The 24,619-nt window shown below is 67.3% G+C and carries 27 protein-coding genes and 1 tRNA gene; 11 read left to right on the forward strand and 17 right to left on the reverse strand.

Features of this window, described 5'->3' with window-relative positions; translation table 11 throughout:
* Positions 1–4: 4 nt before the first annotated feature.
* Positions 5–1,906, reverse strand: a complete 1,902-nt coding sequence (dnaK, locus tag E8M01_RS13920) for a molecular chaperone DnaK (RefSeq protein ID WP_136960659.1) — start codon at positions 1,904–1,906, stop codon at positions 5–7.
* Between the two features lie 395 nt (positions 1,907–2,301).
* Between dnaK and E8M01_RS13925 the strand changes: the two genes are divergently transcribed.
* Together E8M01_RS13925 and E8M01_RS13930 are read left to right on the forward strand one after the other, a co-directional pair.
* Positions 2,302–3,168 carry a hypothetical protein gene (locus tag E8M01_RS13925; RefSeq protein WP_136960660.1) on the forward strand — a complete coding sequence of 289 codons (867 nt, stop codon included), beginning with the start codon at positions 2,302–2,304 and terminating at the stop codon, positions 3,166–3,168.
* Entirely contained in the window at positions 3,165–3,785 is a 621-nt protein-coding gene (locus E8M01_RS13930; protein WP_136960661.1) for an alpha-ketoglutarate-dependent dioxygenase AlkB family protein, read from the forward strand. The genes E8M01_RS13925 and E8M01_RS13930 overlap by 4 nt, the downstream gene beginning before the upstream one ends.
* Positions 3,786–3,794: 9 nt before the next feature.
* Here the strand turns inward: E8M01_RS13930 and E8M01_RS13935 are convergent, their stop codons facing one another.
* A complete protein-coding gene (locus tag E8M01_RS13935) occupies positions 3,795–4,175 on the reverse strand; it encodes a VOC family protein (RefSeq protein WP_136960662.1) in 381 nt (126 codons plus the stop codon).
* A 170-nt stretch (positions 4,176–4,345) separates the two neighbouring features.
* Positions 4,346–5,428, reverse strand: coding sequence for a heat-inducible transcriptional repressor HrcA (hrcA, locus tag E8M01_RS13940; protein ID WP_136960663.1), 1,083 nt, complete (start codon positions 5,426–5,428; stop codon positions 4,346–4,348).
* Positions 5,429–5,577: 149 nt separating this feature from the next.
* On the opposite strand from hrcA, the gene rph reads away from it, so the two are divergent.
* From rph to E8M01_RS13965, 5 genes are all read left to right on the forward strand, one after another.
* Complete coding sequence (gene rph, locus E8M01_RS13945) at positions 5,578–6,291, forward strand: ribonuclease PH (RefSeq protein WP_136960664.1); 714 nt, start codon at positions 5,578–5,580, stop codon at positions 6,289–6,291.
* Positions 6,288–6,950: a non-canonical purine NTP pyrophosphatase gene (locus tag E8M01_RS13950; RefSeq protein ID WP_136960665.1), complete on the forward strand. Its 663-nt coding sequence runs from the start codon at positions 6,288–6,290 to the stop codon at positions 6,948–6,950. Before rph ends, E8M01_RS13950 begins: the two co-directional genes overlap by 4 nt.
* Positions 6,951–6,959: 9 nt before the next feature.
* Positions 6,960–8,141 carry a radical SAM family heme chaperone HemW gene (gene hemW, locus E8M01_RS13955; protein ID WP_136960666.1) on the forward strand — a complete coding sequence of 394 codons (1,182 nt, stop codon included), beginning with the start codon at positions 6,960–6,962 and terminating at the stop codon, positions 8,139–8,141.
* Between the two features lie 77 nt (positions 8,142–8,218).
* Positions 8,219–9,610, forward strand: coding sequence for an ActS/PrrB/RegB family redox-sensitive histidine kinase (locus tag E8M01_RS13960; protein WP_281287846.1), 1,392 nt, complete (start codon positions 8,219–8,221; stop codon positions 9,608–9,610).
* A gap of 70 nt (positions 9,611–9,680) precedes the next feature.
* Positions 9,681–10,253: an ActR/PrrA/RegA family redox response regulator transcription factor gene (locus tag E8M01_RS13965; protein WP_136960667.1), complete on the forward strand. Its 573-nt coding sequence runs from the start codon at positions 9,681–9,683 to the stop codon at positions 10,251–10,253.
* Between the two features lie 7 nt (positions 10,254–10,260).
* Here E8M01_RS13965 and E8M01_RS13970 read toward each other — a convergent pair whose 3' ends face one another.
* A complete protein-coding gene (locus E8M01_RS13970) occupies positions 10,261–10,752 on the reverse strand; it encodes an MmcB family DNA repair protein (protein ID WP_136960668.1) in 492 nt (163 codons plus the stop codon).
* A 245-nt stretch (positions 10,753–10,997) separates the two neighbouring features.
* Between E8M01_RS13970 and rpsO the strand changes: the two genes are divergently transcribed.
* From rpsO to E8M01_RS13985, 3 genes are all read left to right on the forward strand, one after another.
* Complete coding sequence (rpsO, locus tag E8M01_RS13975) at positions 10,998–11,267, forward strand: 30S ribosomal protein S15 (RefSeq protein ID WP_136960669.1); 270 nt, start codon at positions 10,998–11,000, stop codon at positions 11,265–11,267.
* 253 nt (positions 11,268–11,520) lie between these two features.
* On the forward strand, positions 11,521–13,662 hold the full coding sequence (gene pnp, locus E8M01_RS13980) for a polyribonucleotide nucleotidyltransferase (RefSeq protein ID WP_136960670.1): 2,142 nt from the start codon (positions 11,521–11,523) through the stop codon (positions 13,660–13,662).
* 235 nt (positions 13,663–13,897) lie between these two features.
* Complete coding sequence (locus tag E8M01_RS13985; protein ID WP_136960671.1) at positions 13,898–15,016, forward strand: TMEM43 family protein; 1,119 nt, start codon at positions 13,898–13,900, stop codon at positions 15,014–15,016.
* Positions 15,017–15,063: 47 nt separating this feature from the next.
* On the opposite strand, the gene E8M01_RS13990 is transcribed toward E8M01_RS13985, so the two are convergent.
* From E8M01_RS13990 to E8M01_RS14050, 13 genes are all read right to left on the reverse strand, one after another.
* Positions 15,064–15,711, reverse strand: coding sequence for a lectin (locus tag E8M01_RS13990; RefSeq protein WP_136960672.1), 648 nt, complete (start codon positions 15,709–15,711; stop codon positions 15,064–15,066).
* 147 nt (positions 15,712–15,858) lie between these two features.
* Positions 15,859–17,187, reverse strand: coding sequence for a malonyl-CoA decarboxylase (locus E8M01_RS13995; RefSeq protein WP_136960673.1), 1,329 nt, complete (start codon positions 17,185–17,187; stop codon positions 15,859–15,861).
* Positions 17,188–17,361: 174 nt separating this feature from the next.
* Complete coding sequence (locus E8M01_RS14000; RefSeq protein ID WP_246088729.1) at positions 17,362–17,682, reverse strand: DUF2218 domain-containing protein; 321 nt, start codon at positions 17,680–17,682, stop codon at positions 17,362–17,364.
* Between the two features lie 244 nt (positions 17,683–17,926).
* Positions 17,927–18,700, reverse strand: a complete 774-nt coding sequence (locus tag E8M01_RS14005) for an enoyl-CoA hydratase (protein ID WP_136964631.1) — start codon at positions 18,698–18,700, stop codon at positions 17,927–17,929.
* A gap of 131 nt (positions 18,701–18,831) precedes the next feature.
* Positions 18,832–19,782: a type I pantothenate kinase gene (gene coaA / locus E8M01_RS14010; protein WP_136964632.1), complete on the reverse strand. Its 951-nt coding sequence runs from the start codon at positions 19,780–19,782 to the stop codon at positions 18,832–18,834.
* Positions 19,783–19,823: 41 nt separating this feature from the next.
* A complete protein-coding gene (locus E8M01_RS14015) occupies positions 19,824–20,165 on the reverse strand; it encodes a phosphoribosyl-ATP diphosphatase (RefSeq protein ID WP_136960674.1) in 342 nt (113 codons plus the stop codon).
* Between the two features lie 205 nt (positions 20,166–20,370).
* Positions 20,371–20,862 (reverse strand): hypothetical protein, encoded by a 492-nt coding sequence (locus E8M01_RS14020; RefSeq protein ID WP_136960675.1) that lies wholly within the window; start codon positions 20,860–20,862, stop codon positions 20,371–20,373.
* 109 nt (positions 20,863–20,971) lie between these two features.
* Positions 20,972–21,484, reverse strand: a complete 513-nt coding sequence (locus tag E8M01_RS14025; protein WP_136960676.1) for a GNAT family N-acetyltransferase — start codon at positions 21,482–21,484, stop codon at positions 20,972–20,974.
* Positions 21,485–21,490: 6 nt separating this feature from the next.
* A complete protein-coding gene (locus tag E8M01_RS14030; protein ID WP_136960677.1) occupies positions 21,491–22,120 on the reverse strand; it encodes a LysE family translocator in 630 nt (209 codons plus the stop codon).
* Between the two features lie 95 nt (positions 22,121–22,215).
* Positions 22,216–22,980: a CHAD domain-containing protein gene (locus E8M01_RS14035; protein ID WP_246088805.1), complete on the reverse strand. Its 765-nt coding sequence runs from the start codon at positions 22,978–22,980 to the stop codon at positions 22,216–22,218.
* A 5-nt stretch (positions 22,981–22,985) separates the two neighbouring features.
* Positions 22,986–23,636, reverse strand: coding sequence for a peptide-methionine (S)-S-oxide reductase MsrA (gene msrA / locus E8M01_RS14040; RefSeq protein WP_136960679.1), 651 nt, complete (start codon positions 23,634–23,636; stop codon positions 22,986–22,988).
* Between the two features lie 150 nt (positions 23,637–23,786).
* Positions 23,787–24,110, reverse strand: a complete 324-nt coding sequence (locus tag E8M01_RS14045) for a hypothetical protein (RefSeq protein ID WP_136960680.1) — start codon at positions 24,108–24,110, stop codon at positions 23,787–23,789.
* 102 nt (positions 24,111–24,212) lie between these two features.
* On the reverse strand, positions 24,213–24,329 hold the full coding sequence (locus tag E8M01_RS14050; protein ID WP_425467723.1) for a sodium:proton antiporter: 117 nt from the start codon (positions 24,327–24,329) through the stop codon (positions 24,213–24,215).
* A gap of 117 nt (positions 24,330–24,446) precedes the next feature.
* On the opposite strand from E8M01_RS14050, the gene E8M01_RS14055 reads away from it, so the two are divergent.
* Positions 24,447–24,523: transfer RNA gene (locus E8M01_RS14055), tRNA-Arg, on the forward strand.
* The last annotated feature ends 96 nt before the right edge of the window (positions 24,524–24,619 follow it).

The following is a 24,619-nucleotide window of genomic DNA, read 5'->3' on the forward strand; positions in this document are numbered from 1 at the left end:
CGTATCAGGCCGACTTCTTGTTGTTCTTGTCGTCCTTCACTTCCGTGAAGTCGGCATCGACCACATCGTCCTTCTTCGGCGCGGCGCCGGCCTCGGCCTCGCCGCTCTGCGCGGCATACATGGCCTCGCCGAGCTTCATCGAGGCCTGCGCCAGCGCATTGGCCTTTTCCTTCAGCGCCTCGGCATCTTCGCCCTTGGCTGCTTCCTTGACGGCCGCAAGCGCGTCCTCGATGGCCTTGCGGTCGGCTTCGCCGACCTTGGCGCCATGTTCGGCCAGCGCCTTCTCGGTGGAGTGAACGAGGCCGTCGGCCTGGTTCCTGGCTTCCGCCAGCTCCTTGCGCTGCTTGTCCTCGGCGGCGTGGGCCTCGGCGTCCTTGACCATCTTTTCGATGTCGTTGTCGGACAGGCCGCCGGAGGCCTGGATGCGGATCTGCTGTTCCTTGCCGGTGCCCTTGTCCTTGGCCTGGACATTGACGATGCCGTTGGCATCGATGTCGAAGGTCACCTCGATCTGCGGAATGCCGCGCGGCGCCGGCGGAATGCCCATCAGATCGAACTGGCCGAGGATCTTGTTGTCGGCGGCCATCTCGCGCTCGCCCTGGAAGACCCGGATCGTCACCGCGTTCTGATTGTCGTCGGCGGTGGAGAAGACCTGGCTCTTCTTGGTCGGGATCGTGGTGTTGCGGTCGATCAGGCGGGTGAACACGCCACCCAGCGTCTCGATGCCGAGCGACAGCGGCGTCACGTCGAGCAGCAGCACGTCCTTGACGTCGCCCTGCAGCACGCCGGCCTGGATCGCCGCGCCCATGGCGACGACCTCATCCGGGTTGACGCCCTTGTGCGGCTCCTTGCCGAAGAACTGCTTCACCACTTCCTGGATCTTCGGCATGCGGGTCATGCCGCCGACCAGGACCACTTCGTCGATCTGACCGGCCGACAGGCCGGCATCCTTCAGCGCCTTGCGGCAGGGTTCGACGGTGCGCTGCACGAGATCGTCGACCAGCGCCTCGAACTTGGCGCGGGTGAGCTTCAACTGCAGGTGTTTCGGACCCGAGGCGTCGGCCGTGATGAACGGCAGGTTGATTTCGGTCTGGGTCGAGGACGACAGCTCGATCTTGGCCTTCTCGGCGGCTTCCTTCAGCCGCTGCAGCGCCAGCTTGTCCTTGCGCAGGTCGATGCCCTGCTCCTTCTGGAACTCGGCCGCCAGATAGTCGACCAGACGCATGTCGAAGTCTTCACCGCCCAGGAACGTGTCGCCATTGGTCGATTTGACCTCGAACACGCCGTCGCCGATCTCCAGGATCGACACGTCGAACGTGCCGCCACCGAGGTCGTAGACCGCGATCGTGCCGGAGGTCTTCTTGTCGAGGCCATAAGCGAGCGCCGCCGCGGTCGGCTCGTTGATGATGCGCAGCACCTCGAGGCCGGCGATCTTGCCGGCATCCTTGGTCGCCTGGCGCTGGGCGTCGTTGAAATAGGCGGGAACCGTGATCACCGCCTGGTCGACGGTCTGACCGAGATAGGATTCGGCGGTTTCCTTCATCTTCTGCAGGATGAAGGCCGAGATCTGCGAGGGCGAGTAGCTCTTGCCCTCGGCCTCGACCCAGGCGTCGCCATTGCCGGCCCGCGCGATCTTGTAGGGGACCAGCTTCTGGTCCTTGGCAACGGTCGGGTCATCATAGCGGCGGCCGATCAGGCGCTTCACCGCGAAAATCGTCCGCTCGGGATTGGTCACCGCCTGGCGCTTGGCCGGCTGGCCGACGAGGCGTTCCTCATCGGTGAAGGCCACGATGGACGGCGTCGTATTGGCGCCTTCCGAATTGATGATCACCTTCGGCGTCGTGCCTTCCATCACCGCGACGCATGAATTGGTCGTGCCGAGGTCGATGCCGATGACCTTGCCCATAATCTTCTCCTCACTCTAAGCGGGTCGGCAGGGCCCGAAGCACCCTTGAACGCGACAAGACAGCACGGGCGGGGCGCCCGTCGGAACTTGTTTGCGCCGACCCCTTTTCATCCTGGGGTTTTGAAGTGAACGAAAGCGGCGAAACCCTCGAAGCTCTCGTTGGTTGTTCGCGATATAGGGACAGGCTTTTCAGCATGCAAGAACTGCTGTCGCATCGCAGCCGGGAATTCGCTCCCTCAAACCCGCCGGTTCTCCGCCGGAACCGGCCCGCGGGACACGACTGCGGCTGAACGGCAACAATGCCGGACCGACACGTTCCTGGCCGCTTCACGCGACGTGACCCGGCGCTGCCGGCGCGCTATGTGACAGGAGTTCAACGATTATCGGATCTCTCGATGAAGCGTTTCGGTTTCCTCCTGGCGATTTCCGCCCTGGTCGCCTTTGGCGGCCTGGAGGCCCGCGCGCAAATGCAATTGCCCGGCGCCGTGGCTCCGACGCCACAGGGCGCCACCGTGCCGTCGGGACGGCCGCCGGCCGCCCGGGGCGGCGGTGTCGGCCAGTCGGGCCAGCGCGGGCCGGCCGGGCCGCCGCCACGGCGCGGCGAGGAGACCTTGCCGGGCCGCAACCTGCGCTATCTCGGCCGGCAGGGCTCCATGGTGATTACCCGCGTCGGCCCGCCGACCCAGCAGAGCTTCACCATTGCCGCGACCGGCGCCGGCCGACGCGGCAATGATATCCGCAGCATCTGCACGCCGGACCTGAATGCCGGCCAGACCGTCACCCTGAAGCCGCTCGGCCGGCCGGCAGGCCTGTCGCGCTTCGAGGCTGCCTTCCCCGGCTGCACCATGGTCATCGACCTGCTGTCCGATGCGGCCATCGTGACCGCGCCCGACGGCGTCTGCCGGTTCACCGAAGAATGTATCGTCGACCCGACCGGCATCTGGGGACCGGTCGACCGGGAAATGCCCTCCGACGCCGAGATCGAGCGGGCACGCGGCGCCGCCGACCGGCGGCTCAACGAGGCGCGCCGCACCTTGCAGGCGCGGCTGCGCACGACCCCCGAGGGGCGGGCCTTCCTGCAGGAACAGGCCGGTTTTGGCGCCAATCGCGAGCGGGTCTGCCGCAATTACGGTACTTCGGATGCGGGTCTCGGCTATTGCGCGCTGAAATATACCGAGGCGCGGGCGGCAGCTCTCGAGGCGCGCGTGGCAACGCCGGCGCCGGCCGAGGCCTCGACCGCGCGGCGTCCGCCGTCGCGATGACCGCCGTCCCGGTCGTTCCGGGCTGCGTCTGGTACCCGGGCTATCTGGATGGCCCGGCGCAGGCCGGGCTCGCTGCGACCTTGCGCGGGCTGATCGGCGAGGCGCCCCTGTTCCAGCCGGTCATGCCGCGCACCGCCAAGCCCTTCTCGGTCCGGATGACCAATGCCGGACCGCTCGGCTGGGTCTCGGACGTTGCCGGCTATCGGTACCAGCAGCTGCATCCGGTGACCGGCAAGCCCTGGCCGCCGATCCCGGAGATGGTCATGGCGGCCTGGCGGGAGCTTTCCGGTTACCCGCACGCCCCCGAAGCCTGCCTGGTCAACTGGTACGCGCCCGGCGCCCGGATGAGCCTGCACCAGGATCGCGACGAGCAGAATTTCGACGCGCCGGTGGTCTCGCTGTCGCTCGGTGACACCGGCCTGTTCCGGATCGGTGGCAGCGCGCGCGGCGGCAAGACCGTCTCGGTCAAGCTCGCCTCGGGCGATGCCCTGGTGTTCGGCGGCGCCGCCCGGCTCGCCTTTCACGGCGTCGACCGGCTGCTGCCGGGCACCAGCACGCTGCTCAGGGACGGCGGCCGGATCAACCTGACGCTTCGCCGCGTCACCCCGGCCGCCTGAACCGGACCGTCAGTTGGTCGGGGTGGCGATCGGCGTCAGCCAGCCGATGACGCAGCCCGACGGGTCGGCGATGATGGCGATGCGGCCGACACCGGGAATGTCGAAGGGTTCCTGCAGCAACTGGCCGCCGGCTGCGGTGACGGCCTGGGTGCGCTGGTCGACATTGTCGATTTCGACATAAGACAGCCAGCCCGGCGTCGCCTCCGGATCATCCGCGGGCATCGACATGATGCCGGCGGCGGGCGACCCGTCGGAAGCGTGCGCGATCCAGTATTCGGCATCCGGCATGGGAAACTTCTGGTAGGTCCAGCCGGCGGTCGCGGCGTAGAAGGCCTTGGCCTTCTCGACATCGTCGGTCATCAATTCGTTCCAGTTGAACTTCCCGTGCATGCCTGCCTCCCGTGTGGTCTTCGAGGATCGTCGATGAGGCGGCGCGCCGCCATGTGACTTTTGGTCCGAGTAACGTGTCGTCCGAGTAACGTGTGGCCCGAGTGACTTATGGTCGAATTGCCTGCAGGCGGAAATGCGGCGGTGACTGCGCGAGCGGGCCCTGTGAACGATCAGCCGATCAGCCGCGACAGCACCTTGGCGGTGTAGTCGACCATCGGCACGATCCGGGCATAGTTGAGCCGGGTCGGCCCGATCACGCCGAGCACGCCGACGATGCGGCTCTGGCCGTCGCGATAGGGTGCGACGATCATCGACGAACCGGACAGCGAGAACAGCTTGTTCTCCGAGCCGATGAAGATGCGCACGCCCTCCGCCGTCTCGGCGCGGTCGAGCAGGTCGACCAGGTCGCGTTTCGATTCCAGGTCGTCGAACAGGAGCCGGATGCGCTCCAGATCCTCCAGCGCCTTGAGGTCGCCGAGCAGGTTGGCCTGGCCGCGCACGATCAGCTGGCGGTCGGCCGGGTCGCCGCCCGACCAGGAGGCGAAGCCGGCCTCGACCAGCTTCTGGGTGAGGCCGTCGAGTTCGGCCTTGGCGGTGGCCAGGCCCCGCTGCAGCTCGACCCGCGCCTCGGTCAGCGTCCGTCCGCGAATGCGCGCATTGAGGAAATTGGAGGCTTCCACCAGCGCCGAGGGCGGCAGGCCGGGCGGGATCGGCACGATGCGGTTCTCGACCTGGCCATCCTCGGAGACCAGCACGACCAGGGCCTTCTCCAGTTCGATGCGGACGAATTCGACATGTTTCAGCCGGGCGTTGGATTTCGAGGTCAGCACCACGCCGGCGCCGCGCGACATGCCGGACAGGAGCTGCGAGGCGTCCGCCAGCACCGTCTCCATCGAGCGGTCGGGACCGGAGGCGGCGACCTGGGCCTCGATGGCATTGCGCTCGGATTCGGCGAGATCGCCGAATTGCATCAAGGCGTCGACGAAGAAGCGCAGGCCGGTTTCGGTCGGCAGCCGCCCGGCCGAGGTATGCGGCGCGAAGATCAGGCCGGCTTCCTCCAGATCGTGCATGACATTGCGGATCGACGCCGGCGACAGCGTCATCGGGATGATCCGTGACAGGTTGCGCGAACCGACCGGCTCGCCGGTGGCCAGATAGCTTTCGACGATCTGCCGGAAAATCTCGCGCGAACGCTCGTCGAGCTGGGCGAGCGCGGACAGGGTGGCTTGGGAACGCGGGGTTTCGGCGGACAAGGCTGGACCTCCAAGCGGCGAATTTGGGCCGTGGGGGCCGCCTGATCAAGCCTCGAAGCCTATCACGGCTCGGCCCTGCCGGTGGGCTCGTTCTTGTTCTTCGGCCCGGCTCGCCGTAAGAACCGCAATCATTTGACCAGGAACCCGCCATGCGTCCCTCCAAACGCGCGCCCGACGCGCTGCGCCCCGTCTCGCTCGAACGCGCGGTTGCCCGCTATGCCGAAGGCTCCTGTTTCGTGAAATTCGGCAATACCCATGTGCTGTGCACCGCGAGCCTGGAAGAAAAGCCGCCATCCTGGCTGCGCGGCCAGGGTCGCGGCTGGGTGACCGCGGAATATTCCATGCTGCCGCGCGCGACGCTGGAGCGCACGCGCCGGGAATCGACCGCCGGCAAGCCGTCCGGCCGCACCATGGAGATCCAGCGGCTGATCGGCCGGGCGCTGCGCACGGTGGTCGACCTGCCGGCGCTGGGCGAACGGCAGATCACCATCGACTGCGACGTGATCCAGGCTGATGGCGGCACGCGCACCGCCGCGATCACCGGCGCCTGGGTGGCGCTGCATGATTGCATCGCCTGGATGAAGGCCCGCGACATGGTCAAGGCGAACCCGCTGAAGGACCATATCGCCGCCATTTCCTGCGGTATCTACAAGGGGACGCCGGTGCTCGACCTCGACTATGCCGAGGATTCGGAAGCCGATACCGACGCGAATTTCGTGCTGACCGGCGCCGGCGGCATTGTCGAGATCCAGGGCACCGCCGAGAAGACGCCGTTCTCGGAAGCCGAGCTGCTGCAGCTCCTGGCGCTCGCCAAGACCGGCTGCACCAAGCTGGTCGACCTGCAGAAGACGGCGGTCGCGTGACCGGCCGCAAGCTCAGCGCCGGCACCCGGCTGGTGGTTGCCACCCACAACAAGGGCAAGCTCGCCGAATTCCGCGACCTGATGGGCCCGCATGGCATCGAGCTGGTCTCCGCCGGCGAGCTCGGCCTGCCCGAGCCCGCCGAGATCGGCACGCTTTATGCCGAGAACGCCGCCATCAAGGCGCGCGCCGCCACCGCCGCCACCGGATTGCCGGCGGTTGCCGATGATTCCGGCCTGGCCATCGACGCGCTCGACGGCGCCCCCGGCCTGTTCACCGCCGACTGGGCCGGCAACCCGCGCGACTTCGCCGCCGCCATGGCCCGCGTCGATCGCGAGCTGGCCTTGCGCGGCGTCGCCACCGCCGGCGCCCGGGCCCATTTCGTTTCGGCCCTGTCGCTGACCTGGCCCGACGGCGAAGAGGCGATCTTCGAGGGACGGGTGTTCGGCACGCTGGCCTGGCCGCCGCGCGGCGCGCAAGGTTTCGGTTACGACCCGATGTTTGTGCCCGACGGCCTGGCACTGACCTTCGGCGAGATCGGGCCGGAAGCCAAACATGGCCTGCCGCCCCATGGCCAGGGCCTGTCGCACCGCGCCCGCGCCTTCATGCGGCTCGCCGAAACGGTCCTGCCGCCGCTTCAAAACCTGGCCGGAAAGGCCTAGATACGGGCCATGACGACATTTCGACCTCCCGGCGGCGGCGGCACGGACGATCCCGGATTCGGGGTCTATGTCCATTGGCCGTTCTGCGCCTCGAAATGTCCCTATTGCGATTTCAACAGCCATGTCCGCCATGTCGCGCCCGACCAGGAGCGCTTCGTTGCGGCGTTTGCCCGCGAATTGAGGACGACCGCCGCGCGTGTGCCCGGCCGCCGCGTGTCGTCGATCTTCCTCGGTGGCGGCACGCCCTCGCTGATGTTGCCGGCAACGGTTGGCGCCGTGCTCGACGAGATCGCCAGGCTCTGGACCGTCGGTGCCGATTGCGAGGTGACGCTGGAGGCCAATCCGACCAGCGTCGAGGCCGAGCGCTTCAAGGGTTTTCGCGCCGCCGGCGTCAACCGGGTCTCGCTCGGCGTCCAGGCGCTCGACGATGCCGACCTGAAAAGTCTCGGCCGGATGCATTCGGTCGACGAGGCGCTGCGCGCTGTCGACGTCGCGCGCCGGCATTTCGACCGCTATTCCTTCGATCTCATCTATGCCCGCACCGACCAGACCCCTCAGGCCTGGGAGGCCGAGCTCCGGCGGGCCATTGCGGAAGCCGCCGAACATCTCTCGCTCTACCAGCTCACCATTGAGCCCGGCACGGTGTTCGAGGCCCTGCACCGCGCCGGCAAGCTGAAGGTCCCGGACGCCGAAATGGGCCGGGTTCTTTACGACCTGACCCAGCAGATTTGCAGCGAGGCCGGGCTGCCGGCCTATGAGATTTCCAACCACGCCCGCCCCGGCGCCGAGTGCCGGCACAACATGATCTATTGGCGTTCGGGCGATTTCGCCGGCGTCGGGCCCGGCGCCCATGGCCGGCTGACGCTTGGCAACGGCCGGGTCGCGACATCAACCGAAAAGCATCCGGAAACCTGGCTCGGCCTGGTCGAGGCCCAGGGTTCCGGCGTCATTGCCGAGGAGCGGCTGGTCCAGGAAGAGACCGCGGACGAATTCCTGGTCATGGGCCTGAGGCTCGCCGAAGGCATTGACCTGAAGCGCTATGAGGCCCTGTCCGGCCGCGTGCTGGATCCCGAGCGCATTGCCTTCCTGGAGGGCGAAGGTTTCCTGGCGCGCCTGCCCGGCGATCGCCTCAAGGTGACCCCGGCGGGTTTCCCGGTGCTCGACGCCGTGGTCGCCGATCTCGCGATGTGAGCCGTCTTCGGCTCGGCTCGGTTTGGGCGCCGTCGCGCCGCATGGCTTTTCCAGCCCATGCGGCCTAGGTTCCGCCGATGCGGATGAATCTCAGGCTCAACCTGCTGACTGAAACCACCACCTGGCGGCGCAGCGTCCGGCTGGAGACGCTGATCCGGCTGCGCTGGTTCGCGCTCGCCGGCCAGACCGCGGCGATCTTCACGGTATTCTGGGGTCTTGATTCCTCGCTGCCGATCGAATGGTGCCTGATCGCGGTCGGCGCCTCGGCCTGGCTCAACATTTCGCTCCGGCTGCGTTATCCGGCCAATCACCGGCTGGACGCGCCGGAAGCCGGCGCGTCGCTCGCCTGGGACATCCTGCAGCTGGCCTTCCTGTTGTTCCTCACCGGCGGCTTGGAAAATCCCTTTGCCTTCCTGTTCCTCGCCCCGGTGCTGATCTCGGCCACCTCGCTGCCGCCGCGCATGACCCTGTCGATCGGCGTCCTGGCGGTGGCTTGCGCCAGTGTCGTCGCCTTCGTGCATTTGCCGCTGCCGTGGGAATGGCGCGACGACCTGCGTCTGCCGACGCTCTACCTCTTCGGCGTCTGGGCGGCGCTGGTGCTCTGCATTTCCTTCATCGGGCTCTATGCCTGGCAGGTCGCCGAGGAATCGCGCCAGTTCACCGACGCGCTCGCCGCCACCGAACTGGTGCTGGCGCGCGAGCTGCACCTGTCGCAGCTCGACGGCCTGGCCGCCGCCGCCGCGCATGAACTCGGCACGCCGCTCGCGACCATTGCGCTGGTCACCAAGGAGCTCGCCGGCGAATTGCCCAAGGACGGGCCGATCGGCGAGGACATGGCGCTGCTCGGCGAGCAGGTCAAACGCTGCCGCGAGATTCTGGCCAAACTGAAGAGCCTGTCGGGCGGCGACGCGCCGTTCGACACCATGCCGCTGGCCCAGCTGATCGAGGAGGTGGTCCAGCCACACCGTTTCTTCGACGTCGCCATCACCGTCGACCTGCCTGAGAACCGCGAGGGCGGCCCGGTGATCCAGCGCAACCCGGCGGTGCTCTACGGGCTCGGCAATATTGTCGAAAACGCCGTCGATTTCGCCCGCTCGTCGGTGGCGATCAAGGCGCATTGGGACAATAGCCAGGTGGCCGTCATCATTGCCGACGACGGCCCGGGCTTCCCGCCCGATATCGTCGACCGCATTGGCGAGCCCTATCTCACCCGGCGCGGCAAGGGCCGCAGCCGGCGCGCGGCGGACGAGGAGCAGATCGGCGAGGAGCCGTCGGGCATGGGGCTCGGCGTGTTCATCGCCAAGACATTGCTGGAACGGTCCGGCGCGCGTATCACCTTCCGCAACAGGACGGCGCCCGAAACCGGCGCCATCGTCGAGGTGGTCTGGCCGCGCGCGGCCTTCCGCGACGGCCTCTCCGGTCCGGCGCCCAGGGCCGTTCCGGTGCAGCCGGCGCAGACCGAGACTTGAGTGGCGCCGCCGACATCCTAGATAAGGAAGACGGCACTGGTGCCGAAATCGCCGACCGGAGGTGCATCACATGCTCGAGAATGAATCCGCCACTCACACGGCATCGGTCGAATTGCCGGCGGATCGCTCGCTCCTGGTCGTCGATGACGACAAGCCATTCCTGCAGCGCTTGTGCCGGGCCATGGAGGCCCGCGGCTTCGCGGTCACGCCGGCCGAAAGCGTGGCCCAGGGCCTGGCCGTGGTCGCGGCGCGCCCGCCGGCCTTCGCCGTGGTCGACATGCGGCTCGGCGACGGCAACGGCCTCGATGTCATCTCGGCCTTGAAGACGGCGCGCCCCGACGCGCGCGGCGTCATCCTGACCGGCTATGGCAATATCGCCACCGCGGTGAACGCGGTGAAGCTTGGCGCCGTCGACTATCTGGCCAAGCCCGCCGACGCCGACGACGTGTTCGCAGCCCTTCTGGCGGTGGCGCGGCCGATGAGCGACCTGCCGGAAAACCCGATGTCGGCCGACCGGGTGCGCTGGGAACATATCCAGCGGGTTTATGAGCTGTGCAGCCGCAACGTCTCCGAGACCGCCCGCCGGCTCGGCATGCACCGGCGCACCCTGCAGCGCATCCTGGCCAAGCGCGCGCCGCGCTGATCCGGCCTCACAGGTCCCAATTGCCGCGCGCCAGCGGGTCGTGCAGCAGGGTCAGCCGGCCGGCGGCGGCGCGGGCGAAGCGCAGCAGCATGGCCTTGCGGGTTGCCGCCGCCAGCGGCGTGGCGATGCCGTCGCGCAGCAGTTCGGCGCCATGGGCGTCGGCCAGGATCAGGCCGGCCTCGTCCGGCAGGATCGCGGTCGGGAAATCCGGCGCGACCGCAAACAGCACCCGGTCGGCATGGGCGCGATAGTCGCCCCATTTGCGATCGGTGCGGAAATCATCGATCGAGGATTTGACCTCGATGATCCACAGCGTTCCCGCCGGATTGAGCGCCACCAGGTCGGCGCGCCGGCCGGACGGCAAGGGCAATTCGGCGACCACGGCGAAATCGAGCGCCGCCATCAGCCGGGTCGTGCCGCGGGCAATGGCCAGCGCCCGTTCCGACTGACGGCCGTCGACGGGAGGCTGGGGCAGGGTGGCGGAGGGGCTTCGGTCCATGGCTCATCATGCGGCGATTCAGGCCCGGCGTGGAAGCCTGCGGCCGGTCCCCGGGGGGCGAACCACCGTATCGCTTCCCTTTGCGCCGTTTTCGTGTATAAGCCGCGCCTTCGGTGGCACGATCTGTACCACCGGGTCCGCACCGGCGCTCATTCCCTGTTCATTGCCCGCGGAGCCATTCGACCACGCTGGACGACATCCCGGCGCGGCCGCAAGACCAACACTCATGAATAAGGATTTGACCGATGTCGGTTTCTGACGCCCGTAAGGCCGAGCTCATCAAGGAATATGCCCTGAAGGCCGGCGACACTGGTTCGCCTGAGGTCCAGGTTGCGATCCTCACCGAGCGCATCACCAATCTGACCGAGCATTTCAAGAGCCACGTGAAGGACAACCATTCCCGCCGTGGTCTTCTGAAGATGGTTTCGCAGCGCCGTTCGCTTCTCGACTATGTGAAGCGCAAGGACGAGCCGCGCTACAAGGCGCTGATCGAGCGCCTCGGCATCCGTCGCTGACATCCGGACCGGCCCTGCCGCTTGAACAGCGGGCGGGGCCGTTTCGCATTCGAGAGGCCTTCCCATCCCGGGAGCCTCCGCACCGAAGGCCGCGCAGGGTCGCGGTCCTGGCTAGACAAGGCCACACACTGGACAGACCGATCGCCATGGCAGGATCGCAAGGGGCTCGGGGCGCGTGACGCCGCGATACGAGCCTCTTGCCGTCTTGCCCATGGCTATTTGCCGTCCGTAGGTCCGAGAAAGGAAAAAAGCCATGTTCGATATTCATCGCGAGGAGATCACCTGGGGTGGTCGCAAGCTGGTCCTCGAGACCGGCAAGATCGCCCGCCAGGCGCACGGCGCCGTGCTCGCCACCTATGGCGAGACCACCGTGCTCGCCACCGTCGTGTCCAATTTCGAGCCGAAGGCCGGCATCGACTTCTTCCCGCTGACGGTCAACTATCAGGAAAAATACTTCGCGGCCGGTCGCATTCCCGGCGGCTATTTCAAGCGTGAAGGCCAGCCGACCGAGCGCGAGACGCTGGTGTCGCGCCTGATCGACCGGCCGATCCGGCCGCTGTTCGTCGACGGCTACAAGAACGAGACGCAGGTGATCGTCACCACGCTCTCGCACGACATGGAAAACGATCCCGACATCGTCGCCATGGTCGCCGCTTCCGCGGCGTTGACCCTGTCCGGCGTGCCCTTCATGGGCCCGGTGGGTGCCGCCCGCGTCGGTTACATCGACGGCGAATACGTGCTCAACCCCTATGTCGACGACATCAAGGATTCGAAGCTCGATCTGGTCGTCGCCGGCACCGCCGACGCCGTGCTGATGGTTGAATCGGAAGCCCAGGAGCTGTCCGAAGAGGTCATGCTCGGCGCCGTCATGTTCGGCCACAAATATTTCCAGCCGGTCATCAACGCGATCATCGCGCTGGCCGAGAAGGCCGCCAAGGAACCGCGCGACTTCACCCCGCCCGACTATTCGGCGCTGGAGAAGGACATGCTGGCGCTGGTCGAGAAGGACCTGCGCGCCGCCTATTCGATCCGCGAGAAGACCGCCCGTTATGCCGCGGTCGGCGAAGTCAAGAAGACGGCGCTGGCCCAGTTCGCCGGCGATGCCGCCGAAGGCAAGCTGGACAAGCAGGTGGTTGCCGGCGTGTTCAAGGAGCTCGAAGCCAAGGTCGTTCGCCTGAACATCCTCGACACCGGCTCGCGCATCGACGGCCGTGACCTGAAGACCGTCCGTCCGATCGTCTCGGAAGTCGGCATCCTGCCGCGCACCCATGGTTCGGCCGTGTTCACCCGCGGCGAGACCCAGGCACTGGTGGTCACCACGCTCGGCACCGCGGAAGACGAGCAGTTCATCGACGCGCTCAACGGCACCTACAAGGAAAACTTCCTGCTGCACTACAACTTCCCCCCCTATTCGGTGGGTGAAGCCGGCCGCATGGGCCGTCCGGGCCGCCGCGAAGTCGGCCACGGCAAGCTTGCCTGGCGCGCGGTGCGTCCGATGCTGCCGGAGAAGCACGAGTTCCCCTACACCATCCGCGTCGTTTCCGAGGTCACCGAGTCCAACGGTTCCTCGTCGATGGCCACCGTCTGCGGCGCCTCGCTGGCGCTGATGGACGCCGGCGTGCCGATCAAGCGTCCGATCGCCGGTATCGCCATGGGCCTGATCCTCGAGGGCGAGCGCTTCGCGGTGCTGTCCGACATCCTCGGCGACGAGGATCACCTCGGCGACATGGACTTCAAGGTGGCCGGTTCGTCCGAGGGCATCACCTCGCTCCAGATGGACATCAAGATCGCCGGCATCACCGAGGAGATCATGAAGGTCGCCCTCGGCCAGGCCAAGGACGGCCGCGCCCATATCCTGGGCGAGATGGCCAATGCGCTCACCGCCGCCCGTTCGGAGCTCGGCGAACATGCGCCGCGCATCGAGAGCTTCAAGATCCCGACCGACAAGATCCGCGAAGTGATCGGCACCGGCGGCAAGGTGATCCGCGAGATCGTCGAGAAGACCGGCGCCAAGATCAATATCGAGGACGACGGCACCGTGAAGGTGGCGTCGGCCAATGGCGAATCGATCCGCGCCGCGGTCAACTGGATCAAGTCGATCACCCAGGAGCCCGAGCTCGGCCAGATCTATGACGGCACCGTCGTCAAGGTTGTCGATTTCGGCGCCTTCGTGAACTTCTTCGGCTCGCGTGACGGCCTCGTCCACATCTCGCAGCTCGCCAATCAGCGGGTCGGCAAGGTGACCGACGTGGTCAAGGAAGGCGACAAGGTCAAGGTGAAGCTGCTCGGCTTCGACGATCGCGGCAAGACCCGCCTGTCGATGAAGATCGTCGACCAGACGACCGGCGAAGACCTCGAGAAGAAGCAGAAGGAAGAGGGCGACGCCGCCGAGTGAGCGGTGCGCTGAAAGGCCTTCTTTGGCCGACGGATGAATTCAAGGAGGGCGGCCGAAAGGCCGCCCTTTTTGCTGGGCGCCGGCAGGATCGGCCATGCGGCCGAGGCGCTCGCCCGGTCGTTTCTTTCGACGCAACGCAATTTCTCAAGAGGTGCAAGACCGCGGAAACATGGCCGTGCTGAAACTGAAGGGGATGGCAGCGCCGCTGCCGCCAAGCTGACGGTTTTTTTAGGTGATGACCAGCACGGCGATTTCAGGGCACCGGTTGCCGACCCAATATGTCCTGGCCGCCGGCTGCGTGCTCGCCGCGATCCTGCTCATGGTGGTTGGCCAACATATCGACCGGCGCCTCGGCCGCCGTGTCGACCGGATCGCGGCCGGCATCGTCTCGATCGATCCGGCACGGCTGAACCCGGCCCATGACGGCCGCCTCGTTCATGTCACCGGCATCGTCACGGCCCAGGCGCCGGTGGTCGATCCCGACACCGGCTTTCAGGCCGACGGCCTCAAGCTGACGCGCCAGGTCGAGATGTTCCAGTGGATGCGCCTCACCGGCGCCGATTCCGCCAGCCGGACCATCGCGGCCCGCTGGCTCGGCTTCGGTTATCCGACCATGCTCCTGAGCATCGACGGCAAGCCCGACGGGCGCAGCAATCCGCCCATGCCGCTGATGTCACGGACCATGCTCGCGCCGGGCATGCTGATCGGCGACCTGCCGCTCGACCCGCGGCTTGCCGAGCGCATTGCCCCTGTCGTCCGCCAGCCGGTATCGGCCGGGGCCTTGCCGGCGCTGGCCGCCAGGCTCGGGCGGAACGATCTGCGCCTGGTCGGCGGACGCATCGTTTCGGCCGTCGATCCCGCGGCGCCCGAGGTCGGCGATCTCGCGATATCCTATAGCCTGGAGGTCGCCGGCCCCGCCCCGGTGAGCCTGATCGCGCGCCAGCAGGGTGACCGCCTGGTGCCGGTCTCGGCCGATGAGGCGCGGATATTGCCGGTCACGATGGCCGGCGGCGTCCACGACGCCGGCTATTTCGCGGCCCAGGCGCGCGCCGCCGTCGGCCATGACTGGAGCTGGACGATGCGTCTTCTGGCGCTCGGCCTCGTCGCCATGGGGTGCTGTGTCGTCATCTATTGGGGCGCCGATCTCACCGGTCGGGACCATGAGATCGGCGGCATCCTCCTGATGATCCCGGTGCTGCTGGTCGCCGCGCCGGTCTGGGGACTGGCCATGCTCCTTGCCCTCGTCATGGGCCTGACCTGGTGGGCGCTGGCGCTCGGCATGGCCGGCTGCCTCGCCGTCATGGTCTGGCTGACCCTGCACTGGCTCGATCGCGGCCCGGGACAGCAGGCCTGACCGTCAGCCCGCTTCCGGACGAAGCGAACCGACGGCCGGTCGCGGTCTCAATTCGTCGCGAAGCAGTAGAACAGGCCGTTGCCACCGGTCGCCTTCAAGGCGTCGATGCCGCAGCCGCGCGACGGATGGGAGGTGTTCCACGACAGCGCCGGCGGCTCGGTGTTCAGGCCCTGGCGGTCATGATGGCCAACCATGGCGGAGCCCTCGCCGCTCTTGGTCCAGTTGCCGCAGGTGCGATCGTCGGCGCCGGCAAAGGCGGTGCCGTCGGTCTGCGAGCCGGTCAGGATGTCATGCATGTTGGGCGTGTCGCCGCGGCCGTTCACCAGCTCGCCTTTTTCGGTCAGCGCCGTCTGCTTGTTGAGATTGTTGGTGCCGTGCAGTTCGGCGACGTCCTTGGCGATGACCGCGCCGCGGGCATTCTGCCAGGGGCCGCGGCCGATCCGGTCGCGCGCATTCACGGCGCCCGCCCCTTGCGTCGACAGATAGGCCCGCCAGGTGCGGGTTCCGGCCCCTGCGGCCTGGGCGAGCGCCTGGCAATGCCGGTCGGCGCCTTCGAGCCCGCCGAGGTCGGCGCCCCGTCCGGGTCCCTGAGAGGTGATGAAGAAGGTCATGTTGGCGGGCTGGGCGACCGCCGGCGCCCCCATCAGGGCAAGGGCTGCGGCAGCGGCGAGAAGGCTGGTCTGGCAGCGGGTCATGGGGCTTCCTCCGGGTCGTTATGACGAGCCGCGCTTTGCCGCGCGGCTTCGCTTAAACCCTAGGGAGAGAAGATTTTTCCGCCAAAACACAGGTCGGTGAGACATGTAACCATGTTGCATTGGAACCGGCCGTGCCCGGCCGGCCCGTCAGCTCTTGCTTGCGGCGAGCTTTTTCACCGCCGCGCTGGTCACCACCGCGCGCCGCTCGGCATAGGCCTCGTGGTTCTCTTCGATCCGCGGCAGGTCATAGAGATAGTTGACCATCACGCCATGGGATTGCCTGAGGCCCGAGGCCGACAGGTCGGCGCCGGGATTGATCCGCTCGAGCCTGGCGCCATTGCCGAGATGGAAACGGGCGACCGGATCGAGCGGCCGCCCGCCCGGCGATTTGGCCGCGACGAAATAGCGGGCGGCGGCGCGCGCCAGCACCCGGTCGACCCATTCGGCGGCCAGGGTGTTGGCGCGCCAGTCGGGCTTGTCCAGGAGCTGCAGCGCCTCGCGGTCTTCCGCCGCGAGCTCCGAGGGTTCGGCCTCGCGCTCCTGTTTCAGCCAGCGCGCGAAACCCGGCACCGGCGACAGCGTCACGAAGGTCGCGAGCTTCGGCAGCTCCCGTTTCAGCTCCTCCACCACCTGCTTGATCAGGAACGAGCCGAAGGAAATGCCGGCAAGCCCGTCCTGGCAGTTGGAGATCGAATAGAACACCGCCACCCGGGCCTCGTCGGCGGCCACCGGCATGCCGCCTTCGGCGATCAGCGGCCCGATCGCGCCGGGGATTTCGGTGGTTAGCGCCACCTCGACGAAGATCAGCGGCTCGTCGTCGAGCTGGGGATGGAAGAAGGCATAGCAGCGCCGGTCTTCCGGCTGCAGCCTGCGGCGCAGGTCGTCCCAGTCCCTGATCGCGTGGACCGCCTCGTAGCGGATGATCTTTTCCAGGATATTGGCCGGCGTCGACCAGTCGATGCGCCGGACCACCAGGAAACCGCGATTGAACCAGGATGAGAACAGGTGGACGAGATCGCTGTCGAGCACCTTCAGTTCCGGGTGGTCGGGCAGTCGTGCCAGCAGGTCCTCGCGCAGCCTGACCAGCGACAGCGTGCCGCCCGGCGCCAGGTTGAGCCGGCGGACCAGTTCCTGGCGGCGCGGTTCGGCGGCGACATGCAGCTGGGCGGTGGCCGCGGCCGTCGGGTCGGCCTGGTAGTCGGCGATCGCCGCCTGCAGCTTGTCATGGTCGGCGGCGAAACGTTCGGCGACCGCGCCGAGCACGGCCGTGCGGCCCTTGGCGTCGAGCGCGCGATAGCTGGAAATGATGTCGCGGGCGAGCGCCACGCCCGAAGCCTCGCCCCGGCGGGACAGGAGCTGGTCGGCCAGTTGCAGGATATCGGCGGGCGAGCGCCTGGTGGTCTCCTCCGGACCCCAGCCGATCAGCTGGCGGCTGCGCCGGGTGACGGTTGCGAGCAGATCAGTCACGAAGGTCATGCGGCCGGTCTCCAGCGGCCGGCGGCGCCGGCCTCAGGACATGATCCGAAGTTCCCGGGCATCGGGGCGCCGAGGCCCGGTCCCTTTGATCATGCCTCACTCCAATGGTCGTGATGGTGCCACAGATTGTTGCGCTGCGGCGAGGCCGTTTTCACACCTTCGCGCGATCGGCCATCAGGCCGCCGGCCGCCAGTCGATATGCAGCTCCTCGCGAAAGGCGAAGCGCTTCAGGTGGTCCTCGACGACCTGTTCGAGGGTTTGCAGCCGCTCGGTTGTCGCATCGAGGCGCAAGGACAGAATGTCGCCATTGGCAGTGAGGATCAGTCGCGCTTCCTCGCTGAACGGGATCTTGCCCGTATGGGCATCGAACTCGACCTGGAACTTGTGGCTCCAATGCTTGCACAGCTGCTGCAAGTAGCGGCTGGCATTGGCGGTGGCAACGTCGGCGAGAGAAACAGGCATATCAATTCCTTCGAGGATCTTGGCCTCGATCATGAACGTCCGTGCGGCGATGAAAAGGCATGCGGGCATGCGGTGCCGCAGGGCTCCCGCGCGCCCAGAGCATTTCCCGCCGGCCTGGATCGGCTTGCCAACCCCGCCGGCCGTGAAACAGGCGGGTCCCAAGCCGGGCGGAAATTGCGCGAGAGCATGGCGCGGCCTTGGCGACACGCGTCGCGGCTGGCCGGAAACCTGTCGCTTAAGGATCGGGCTTCGAGCCGGCGTCGGCAGGCTCGGCCGGTCAGCGGTTCTTGAAGTCGGCCGGCCGCTTCTCGGCGAAGGCTGCCATGCCTTCCTTCTGGTCGGCCATGGCGAACATCGCGTGGAACACCCGGCGTTCGAAACGCACGCCCTCGGCGAGCGTCGTCTCATAGGACCGGTTGACCGATTCCTTGGTCATCATGACGGCCGGCAGCGACAGGTCGGCGATCTGGGCTGCGACCTTCATCGCCTCAGCGACCAGGTCGGCGGCCGGAACGATGCGCGAGACGAGGCCGACCCGCTCGGCCTCGGCCGCGTCCATCAGGCGGCCGGTCAGGCACATTTCCATGGCCTTGGACTTGCCGACGAAACGGGTCAGGCGCTGCGTGCCGCCGGCGCCCGGCATGACGCCGAGCTTGATTTCGGGCTGGCCGAACTTGGCGGTATCGGCCGCCAGGATGAAATCGCACATCATGGCGAGCTCGCAGCCGCCGCCCAGCGCATAACCGGCCACCGCCGCGATGATCGGCTTGCGCCGCTGGCCGATGCGATCCCAGGTGGTGATGAAGTCTTCCAGATAGCTTTCCGGATAGGTCTTGGCCTTCATCTCCAGGATGTCGGCGCCGGCGGCAAAGGCCTTTTCCGAGCCGGTGATGACGATGGCGCCGATGCCGGGATCCCTCTCGAAGCCGTCCAGCACCGCATTGATCTCGCCGATCACCTGGCTGTTCAACGCGTTCAGCGCCTTCGGCCGGTTGAGTGTGACCAGGCCGACCTTGCCGCGGGTTTCGACGATGATGGTCTCGTAGGACACGGGCGTTTCCATGGACGTTTCCTCAAGGCTCGGGATGTCGCGACAGCTAGCCGAAGGCTGCGGCGCTGTCATCTTGTCCGATGGGATGGTTTTTCATCCCATCGGATGGGATGGCATCGCCGGCGGCGGCGTCACACCCGTCGCAGGCTGACGCTCTCGATCTGGTGGTTGCGATCCTTCTTCAGGATCAGCTTGGCGCGCTGGCGGGTGGGCAGGATGTTGTCGCGCAGGTTGACCAGGTTGATGCCGTACCAGAAGCCGAGCGCCGTCTTCAGCGCCTCGAACTCGGTCTTTTCGGCATAACGGCGGAAATAGCTCTGCGGATCGCGGAAGGCGGTTTCACGCAGCCGCATGAAGCGCTCGATATACCATTGTTCCAGCACGTCCTCCTCGGCGTCGATGAACACCGAGAAGTCGAAATAGTCGGAGACATAGGGAATGGCCTTGCCGTCGCGTGGCGGCCGGCCGGTCTGCAGCACGTTCAGGCCCTCGACGATCAGGATGTCCGGCCGCTCGACCGTGATGCTGCCGCCCGGCACCACGTCATAGACGGTGTGGGAATAGATCGGTGCCTTGACGTGGCGCTTGCCGGCCTTGACGTCGGCCAGGAAGCGCAGCAGCGACTTGGTGTCGTAGCTCTCCGGAAAGCCCTTTTTCTTCATCAGGTCTTCGCGTTCCAGATAGGCGTTCGGGAACAGGAAGCCGTCGGTGGTGACCAGGTCGACCTTTGGCGTGTTCGACCAGCGCGACAGCAGCGCCTGGAGCACGCGCGAGGTGGTCGATTTGCCGACCGCGACCGAACCGGCGACGCCGATGACGAAGGGGATCTTCACATCGGTCGCGCCGAGGAAGGTCTGGCTGGCGCGCGACAGCTTCTGCTGGGCCGCGACATAAAAGGACAAGAGGCGCGAGATCGGCAGATAGATCGCCTCGACCTCGTCGATCGACAATTGGTCGGTGAACGACTTGAGCTTGGTCACCTCGTCAGGCGTCAAGGTCATTGGCGTGTCGGCGCGCTTGGCCGCCCATTGCGCGCGGGTGAACACGCGATAGGGCGAGGGAGCGTCGACCTCGTGCACCATGGTGGTGGCTCCGATCATGTCGTCGAGCAGGGGACCTTCGTTCATCGGCCGGCTCCCGCAGGCTTTTCGCCGCGCGATGCCTTTTCCGCATGGCCCGACTGATGGGTGCGGCGGCCGAGCTCGGCCATCACGGCATCCAGCGTGATGCCGCGGCTTTTCCACACCACCAGGAGATGGAACAGCAGGTCGGCGCTTTCGGCGATCAGCGCGTTCGGCTCGCCCTCGGTCGCCGCGATGACGGTCTCGACCGCTTCCTCGCCGAATTTCTTGGCGCAATGCACCGGGCCTTTGGCGATCAGCGAGGCGGTGTAGCTTTGCTCGGACGCAGCGGCGGCGCGCGCCGCCACGACGGTCTCGAGATCGGCGAGCGTGAAGGAACTCATCGGCACATCGCTCTGGGTGGCCCCGTCCGCGACAGGGACAGGCTCCAAGATCGCGGCATCTTGCAGAAAACGCGACAAATGTCACGAGTGGCGGATTGGGGGATGGCGGCCCGGCCGGAATCGGCCGGCCGCCATGGCGCTCAGGCGCGCAGCAGGGCGGCGATCGCCAGGTCTTTTGTCGCCAGGTTTCGGGTCGTCATGACCGTCACAACGGGTTGATCGCAGCAAGCAGGCCAGCCGCCACGATGATCACCGCCATGCTTGCGGCGACGAAGCCCGGCAGGCCCAGGAGCGGGATACCGACGCCCGGCCGGGTGCCCTGCCTGCCGGCTCTGCCGGTCGAGGCGGGGGCAACCAATGCGCTGGCGCGGGTGGTCCCGGGCACCGTGGCGGATCGCGGCCACGCGCCATGGTCGCCATCGCTCGGTCTTGTCGCTGGCGCGGCAGGGCCCTGCACGGGCCAGTCGGGGCGCGGGCGGAAGTCCAGTTCGACGGTGCCGCCGACGAACATCACGTCCACCGGTTCGCCGCCGTTCTCGGTCATCGCTTCGTCCAGCGCCGCATCCCGCGACGGGAACAGCGAGCCATAACCGCCGTCGACGCTTTGCAGCACCCAGAGGCCGGCGCTGTTGCGCCCGCAGATGAGACGGAACGGCTGCGACACGGGTCGGGACAGGGTGGATAGTAGCGAAGACATGACCGTCTCCCTCGGCACTGCGGAACCGGCTTGTCATAGGCCCGGACGCCGTAAGGGAGCGATCGGAATTGCGGCCCGCCAAGGTAAGGATTCCATAAGGATCGGGCGGTCAGCCGCGGGTCGGACGCACCATCAGGCGGGCGGCCGCGTCATAGCTCGCGAGCTTGTCGGCAAGCGCGGGATCGGTGACCACCGAAAAGCCGTGGCGCTGCCAGAAGCCCTGCGAGTTGTTGACCGCCACCAGCGACAGGTCGGGCAAGCCCTCGGCGACGGCCTGGCCGACCAGGATGGCCACGATCGCGGATGCGGCGCCGCTGCCGCGCGCCGCCGGCAACAGCGCGAGGTCATGAATGTAATAGGTCGACCGGTCGTCCGGGAGTTTCGTCAGCAATGCGTTGAGCGCCGGCAACTGTCCCGATCGCCAGGGATGGCTGACGACATAACCGGCCGGGCTGCCGGCGGCCTCGAGCATCAGGCAGCCCTCAGGGTAGAGCGCCAGCCGTTCCGCGAACACCGCGTCGTCCTCGGGGAAATCCGGATGCACTTCCGCCGCGATCGCCGCCACGCGGCCAAGGTCGCCGGGCCGCATCGGCCGCCATGTGTGGCCGCTTGCGATCGCCATGCCGGATCAGTTCCGCTGCTGCAGGGCGAGCTGGATGCCGAGCCCGACATAGATGCTGCCGATCACCTTGCCCTGCCAGCGCCCGATCGCCCGGTTGCGGCTGATCCAGCCGGCCGCCGGCGCCGCCATCAGCGCCAGGACCGAGGTGAAGGCGGCGCTCATCGCGACGAAGATCGCGCCGAGCATGACGAGCTGCAGGGCGGCGGAGCCGCGCTCGGGATGGACGAATTGCGGCAGGAAGGACAGGAAGAACAGCGCGGTCTTCGGATTGAGCATCTCGGTCAGGATGGCCTGGCGGAACGCGGTTGCACCCGACACCCTGGCAACCCTGGGCATGTCGAGATTGCCGCCACGCTCGCGCCAGGCGCAGTAGCCGAGATAGATCAGATAGGCCGCGCCGCAATATTTGACGATGTCGAAGGCAAGCGCCGAGGTCATCAGGATGGCCGACAGGCCGAGCACCGCCATCAGGGTGTGCAGGGCATCGCCCGCCGCGATGCCGAGCCCGGTGGCGATGCCGGAGCGGGCGCCGCCCTTGATGCTGCGTGCGAGCGTCAGCAGAACCGCCGGGCCGGGCACCAGGAACAGGGCCAGGACCACCGCCATATAGGTGCCGATTTCCACCAGGCTGAACATCGCCGTCTCCCGCTGCGCCGGCCGGCCGCCGGCTGCGCGGCGATCAAGCCCGTGCCGGATTTACCTGTCAATGCGGTGTCCGGTGGGCTTCGGGCTTAGACGCCCGCCCAGGCCCGCCTGACCGCCCCGGGCGTGACGGCGAAGGCCTTGGCACCGGCGCGGGTCACCGCCCGCTCCAGCCGGATATGGCGGGCGGCGATGCGGGCGAGCTTGTGTCCGGGGGCGGCTTCCCGGCGCAGCCGCTGGGCCAGGAGGTCGAGGTCGCGGATCGACCCCATCAGTTCACCCAACTGGTCGAGCTTGCCGGGTTTCGGACTGGCGCCTTTGGGCCTGACGTCATCCAGGGCCTCGACCAGATGCAGGCAGTCCTTGATGCGTTTGCGCGCCTCGTGCAGCGGTTCCGGCTGGGGCGCCGCCTCATAGGTGTGGAAAGCCCGGCGGGCCCGCCCATAGGCCCGCCGCATGGCCTTGGCCAGGAACTGCCGGGGCGAGGCTTGGAGCGGCAGGCGGGCAATCACCTTGGCCTGGCGTTGCAGCGCCTGGCCGAGTGCCGCGAGATCGAGCGTGCCGGCCTGGGTGACCACCGGGCCGGTCGCTCCCACCGCCTGGGCCGCTTCGTCGAGCGCATGGGCGTCGCGGAGCGGCGCCAGGGCGTGGGCGAAGGCGCGCAGCAGGGCGTTTTCGCGCGTCACCGCTTCCGCCGCCAGGGGTTTCAGCGCACGCAACAGGCTGCGCGCGCGCTTGATGTGGCGCCGGGCGTGATGCACGGCCTTCACGTGGTCGGGTTCCGAGGCGATCAGCCGGCCGGCGGCGCGGGCATGGGCCGCTGCCGCGCCGGCCAGATATTGCGCGTCGGTCATCCGCCTCACGCGGCCACTCCGGTGCCGATCGGGCAGGCGACGCCGGTGCCGCCGAGCCCGCAATAGCCGCGCGGATTCTTGGCCAGATATTGCTGGTGGTAGTCCTCGGCGAAATAGAATTCCGGCGCGTCGAGGATCTCGGTGGTGATCGGCCCGTAACCCTTGCCGCCGAGCGCCTGGCCGTAGGCCGCCTTGGACGTTTCCGCCGCGGTCCGCTGCGCCGCGCTGGTCAGGTAGAGACCCGAGCGGTATTGCGTGCCGACGTCGTTGCCCTGGCGCATGCCCTGGGTCGGGTCGTGGCTCTCCCAGAAGGTCTTCAGGACCGCCTCGGTCGACACCTGGGCCGGGTCATAGACCACCAGCACCACCTCGTTATGGCCGGTCATGCCGGAGCAGACCTCCTCATAGGTCGGGTTCGGCGTCAGTCCCGCAGCATAACCGACCGCCGTCACCCAGACGCCCGGCAATTCCCAGAACTTGCGTTCGGCGCCCCAGAAGCAGCCGAGCCCGACGATCATCGTCTCGTGGCCGTCCGGATAGGGCCCTTTCAGCGGCCGGCCATTGACGAAATGACGCTCGGCGGTGGGGATGGCGGTGGTGCGGCCCGGCAGCGCCTCGCGGGCGGCGGGCACGGCGAGCTTCTTGAACGAGAACATGGGAAACCTCCTGTAGGCCTTAGGGTCCATACTCGATGACGGCAGGGTCACCCCTCGTTCGCGCGACGATGGTCAAACGTTACCCGAGCGGAACGCCGGAGTGAACAAGCTTGCGCAAGAGCCGATCTCGCGCATGGCGGGTTTGCGTGGTCAGCGCCGGCCGATGACACCGATCTGCGGTTCATATTTGCGCCCCGCGATCATCAGGAGGGCGCCGAGCCCAAGTCCGGCGAGCGCGGTCGGCAGGATCAGCACGGTCAGCATGACCGGGTCCCACAGCCAGGCGAGACCGGCCTTTTCCAGCGCCGGCTGCACCGCCTGCAGGCTGTCGGAATGCAGCGTGCGCCAGGTCTCGCCGATGACCGTATAGATCAGCCGGCCGCCGGCGATCGACTTGGTCCCGTCGATGACCAGCGCGATAAAGCCCAGGGCCACCAAAATAAACCCGACGAGGCGCAAGACGAAGCGGATCATGGCAAGCGACAAATCCTGTCTCGACGCCAGATAACCATGCCGTGGCCCGACCGCAAGCCGGGCGAAACCGCCGGATGAATCAAACGGCCACGCCGGTGCCGGCTACCCGCCGGCCAATGGCGCGCCCGCGGTGAAGAACAGCCAGGTGACCAGGATGAACAGGGGCACCAGGATCGCCATCGACCAGGCCATGTAGCCGAAGAGGGCCGGCATCTTCACGCCCATGCTCCAACCGCCGGCCGTCCTCTCGACAATGCAAGCTCTCGCGCAACGGCGATTGCCGAGGCAATCACGATCCGCTAAAGACGTGACACCGACGCACTGCGTCGCCGGCTTGCACCCATAGCTCAGCTGGATAGAGCGTTGCCCTCCGAAGGCAAAGGTCTCAGGTTCGAATCCTGATGGGTGCGCCATTTTTCCGTCCCATCAGAAAACGCGCGAACGCACGGCTGCTGTTGTGTGGGTTTCGGACCGAGCTCCGGGCAGACCTGCCCCGCTTCTCGGGCTGG

The sequence above is a fragment of the Phreatobacter stygius genome, from assembly GCF_005144885.1.
GTDB classification, from domain to species: domain Bacteria; phylum Pseudomonadota; class Alphaproteobacteria; order Rhizobiales; family Phreatobacteraceae; genus Phreatobacter; species Phreatobacter stygius.

What these genes read in the sequence shown, in the direction of transcription:
- dnaK (WP_136960659.1), bottom strand. Translation starts at nt 1,906, where the DNA reads ATGGGCAAGGTCATCGGCATCGACCTCGGCACGACCAATTCATGCGTC.
- E8M01_RS13925 (WP_136960660.1), top strand. Translation starts at nt 2,302, where the DNA reads ATGAAGCGTTTCGGTTTCCTCCTGGCGATTTCCGCCCTGGTCGCCTTT.
- E8M01_RS13930 (WP_136960661.1), top strand. Translation starts at nt 3,165, where the DNA reads ATGACCGCCGTCCCGGTCGTTCCGGGCTGCGTCTGGTACCCGGGCTAT.
- E8M01_RS13935 (WP_136960662.1), bottom strand. Translation starts at nt 4,175, where the DNA reads ATGCACGGGAAGTTCAACTGGAACGAATTGATGACCGACGATGTCGAG.
- rph (WP_136960664.1), top strand. Translation starts at nt 5,578, where the DNA reads ATGCGTCCCTCCAAACGCGCGCCCGACGCGCTGCGCCCCGTCTCGCTC.
- hemW (WP_136960666.1), top strand. Translation starts at nt 6,960, where the DNA reads ATGACGACATTTCGACCTCCCGGCGGCGGCGGCACGGACGATCCCGGA.
- E8M01_RS13960 (WP_281287846.1), top strand. Translation starts at nt 8,219, where the DNA reads ATGCGGATGAATCTCAGGCTCAACCTGCTGACTGAAACCACCACCTGG.
- E8M01_RS13965 (WP_136960667.1), top strand. Translation starts at nt 9,681, where the DNA reads ATGCTCGAGAATGAATCCGCCACTCACACGGCATCGGTCGAATTGCCG.
- E8M01_RS13970 (WP_136960668.1), bottom strand. Translation starts at nt 10,752, where the DNA reads ATGGACCGAAGCCCCTCCGCCACCCTGCCCCAGCCTCCCGTCGACGGC.
- rpsO (WP_136960669.1), top strand. Translation starts at nt 10,998, where the DNA reads ATGTCGGTTTCTGACGCCCGTAAGGCCGAGCTCATCAAGGAATATGCC.
- pnp (WP_136960670.1), top strand. Translation starts at nt 11,521, where the DNA reads ATGTTCGATATTCATCGCGAGGAGATCACCTGGGGTGGTCGCAAGCTG.
- E8M01_RS13985 (WP_136960671.1), top strand. Translation starts at nt 13,898, where the DNA reads ATGACCAGCACGGCGATTTCAGGGCACCGGTTGCCGACCCAATATGTC.
- E8M01_RS13990 (WP_136960672.1), bottom strand. Translation starts at nt 15,711, where the DNA reads ATGACCCGCTGCCAGACCAGCCTTCTCGCCGCTGCCGCAGCCCTTGCC.
- E8M01_RS13995 (WP_136960673.1), bottom strand. Translation starts at nt 17,187, where the DNA reads ATGACCTTCGTGACTGATCTGCTCGCAACCGTCACCCGGCGCAGCCGC.
- E8M01_RS14000 (WP_246088729.1), bottom strand. Translation starts at nt 17,682, where the DNA reads ATGATCGAGGCCAAGATCCTCGAAGGAATTGATATGCCTGTTTCTCTC.
- coaA (WP_136964632.1), bottom strand. Translation starts at nt 19,782, where the DNA reads ATGGTGCACGAGGTCGACGCTCCCTCGCCCTATCGCGTGTTCACCCGC.
- E8M01_RS14015 (WP_136960674.1), bottom strand. Translation starts at nt 20,165, where the DNA reads ATGAGTTCCTTCACGCTCGCCGATCTCGAGACCGTCGTGGCGGCGCGC.
- E8M01_RS14020 (WP_136960675.1), bottom strand. Translation starts at nt 20,862, where the DNA reads ATGTCTTCGCTACTATCCACCCTGTCCCGACCCGTGTCGCAGCCGTTC.
- E8M01_RS14025 (WP_136960676.1), bottom strand. Translation starts at nt 21,484, where the DNA reads ATGGCGATCGCAAGCGGCCACACATGGCGGCCGATGCGGCCCGGCGAC.
- E8M01_RS14030 (WP_136960677.1), bottom strand. Translation starts at nt 22,120, where the DNA reads ATGTTCAGCCTGGTGGAAATCGGCACCTATATGGCGGTGGTCCTGGCC.
- E8M01_RS14035 (WP_246088805.1), bottom strand. Translation starts at nt 22,980, where the DNA reads ATGACCGACGCGCAATATCTGGCCGGCGCGGCAGCGGCCCATGCCCGC.
- msrA (WP_136960679.1), bottom strand. Translation starts at nt 23,636, where the DNA reads ATGTTCTCGTTCAAGAAGCTCGCCGTGCCCGCCGCCCGCGAGGCGCTG.
- E8M01_RS14045 (WP_136960680.1), bottom strand. Translation starts at nt 24,110, where the DNA reads ATGATCCGCTTCGTCTTGCGCCTCGTCGGGTTTATTTTGGTGGCCCTG.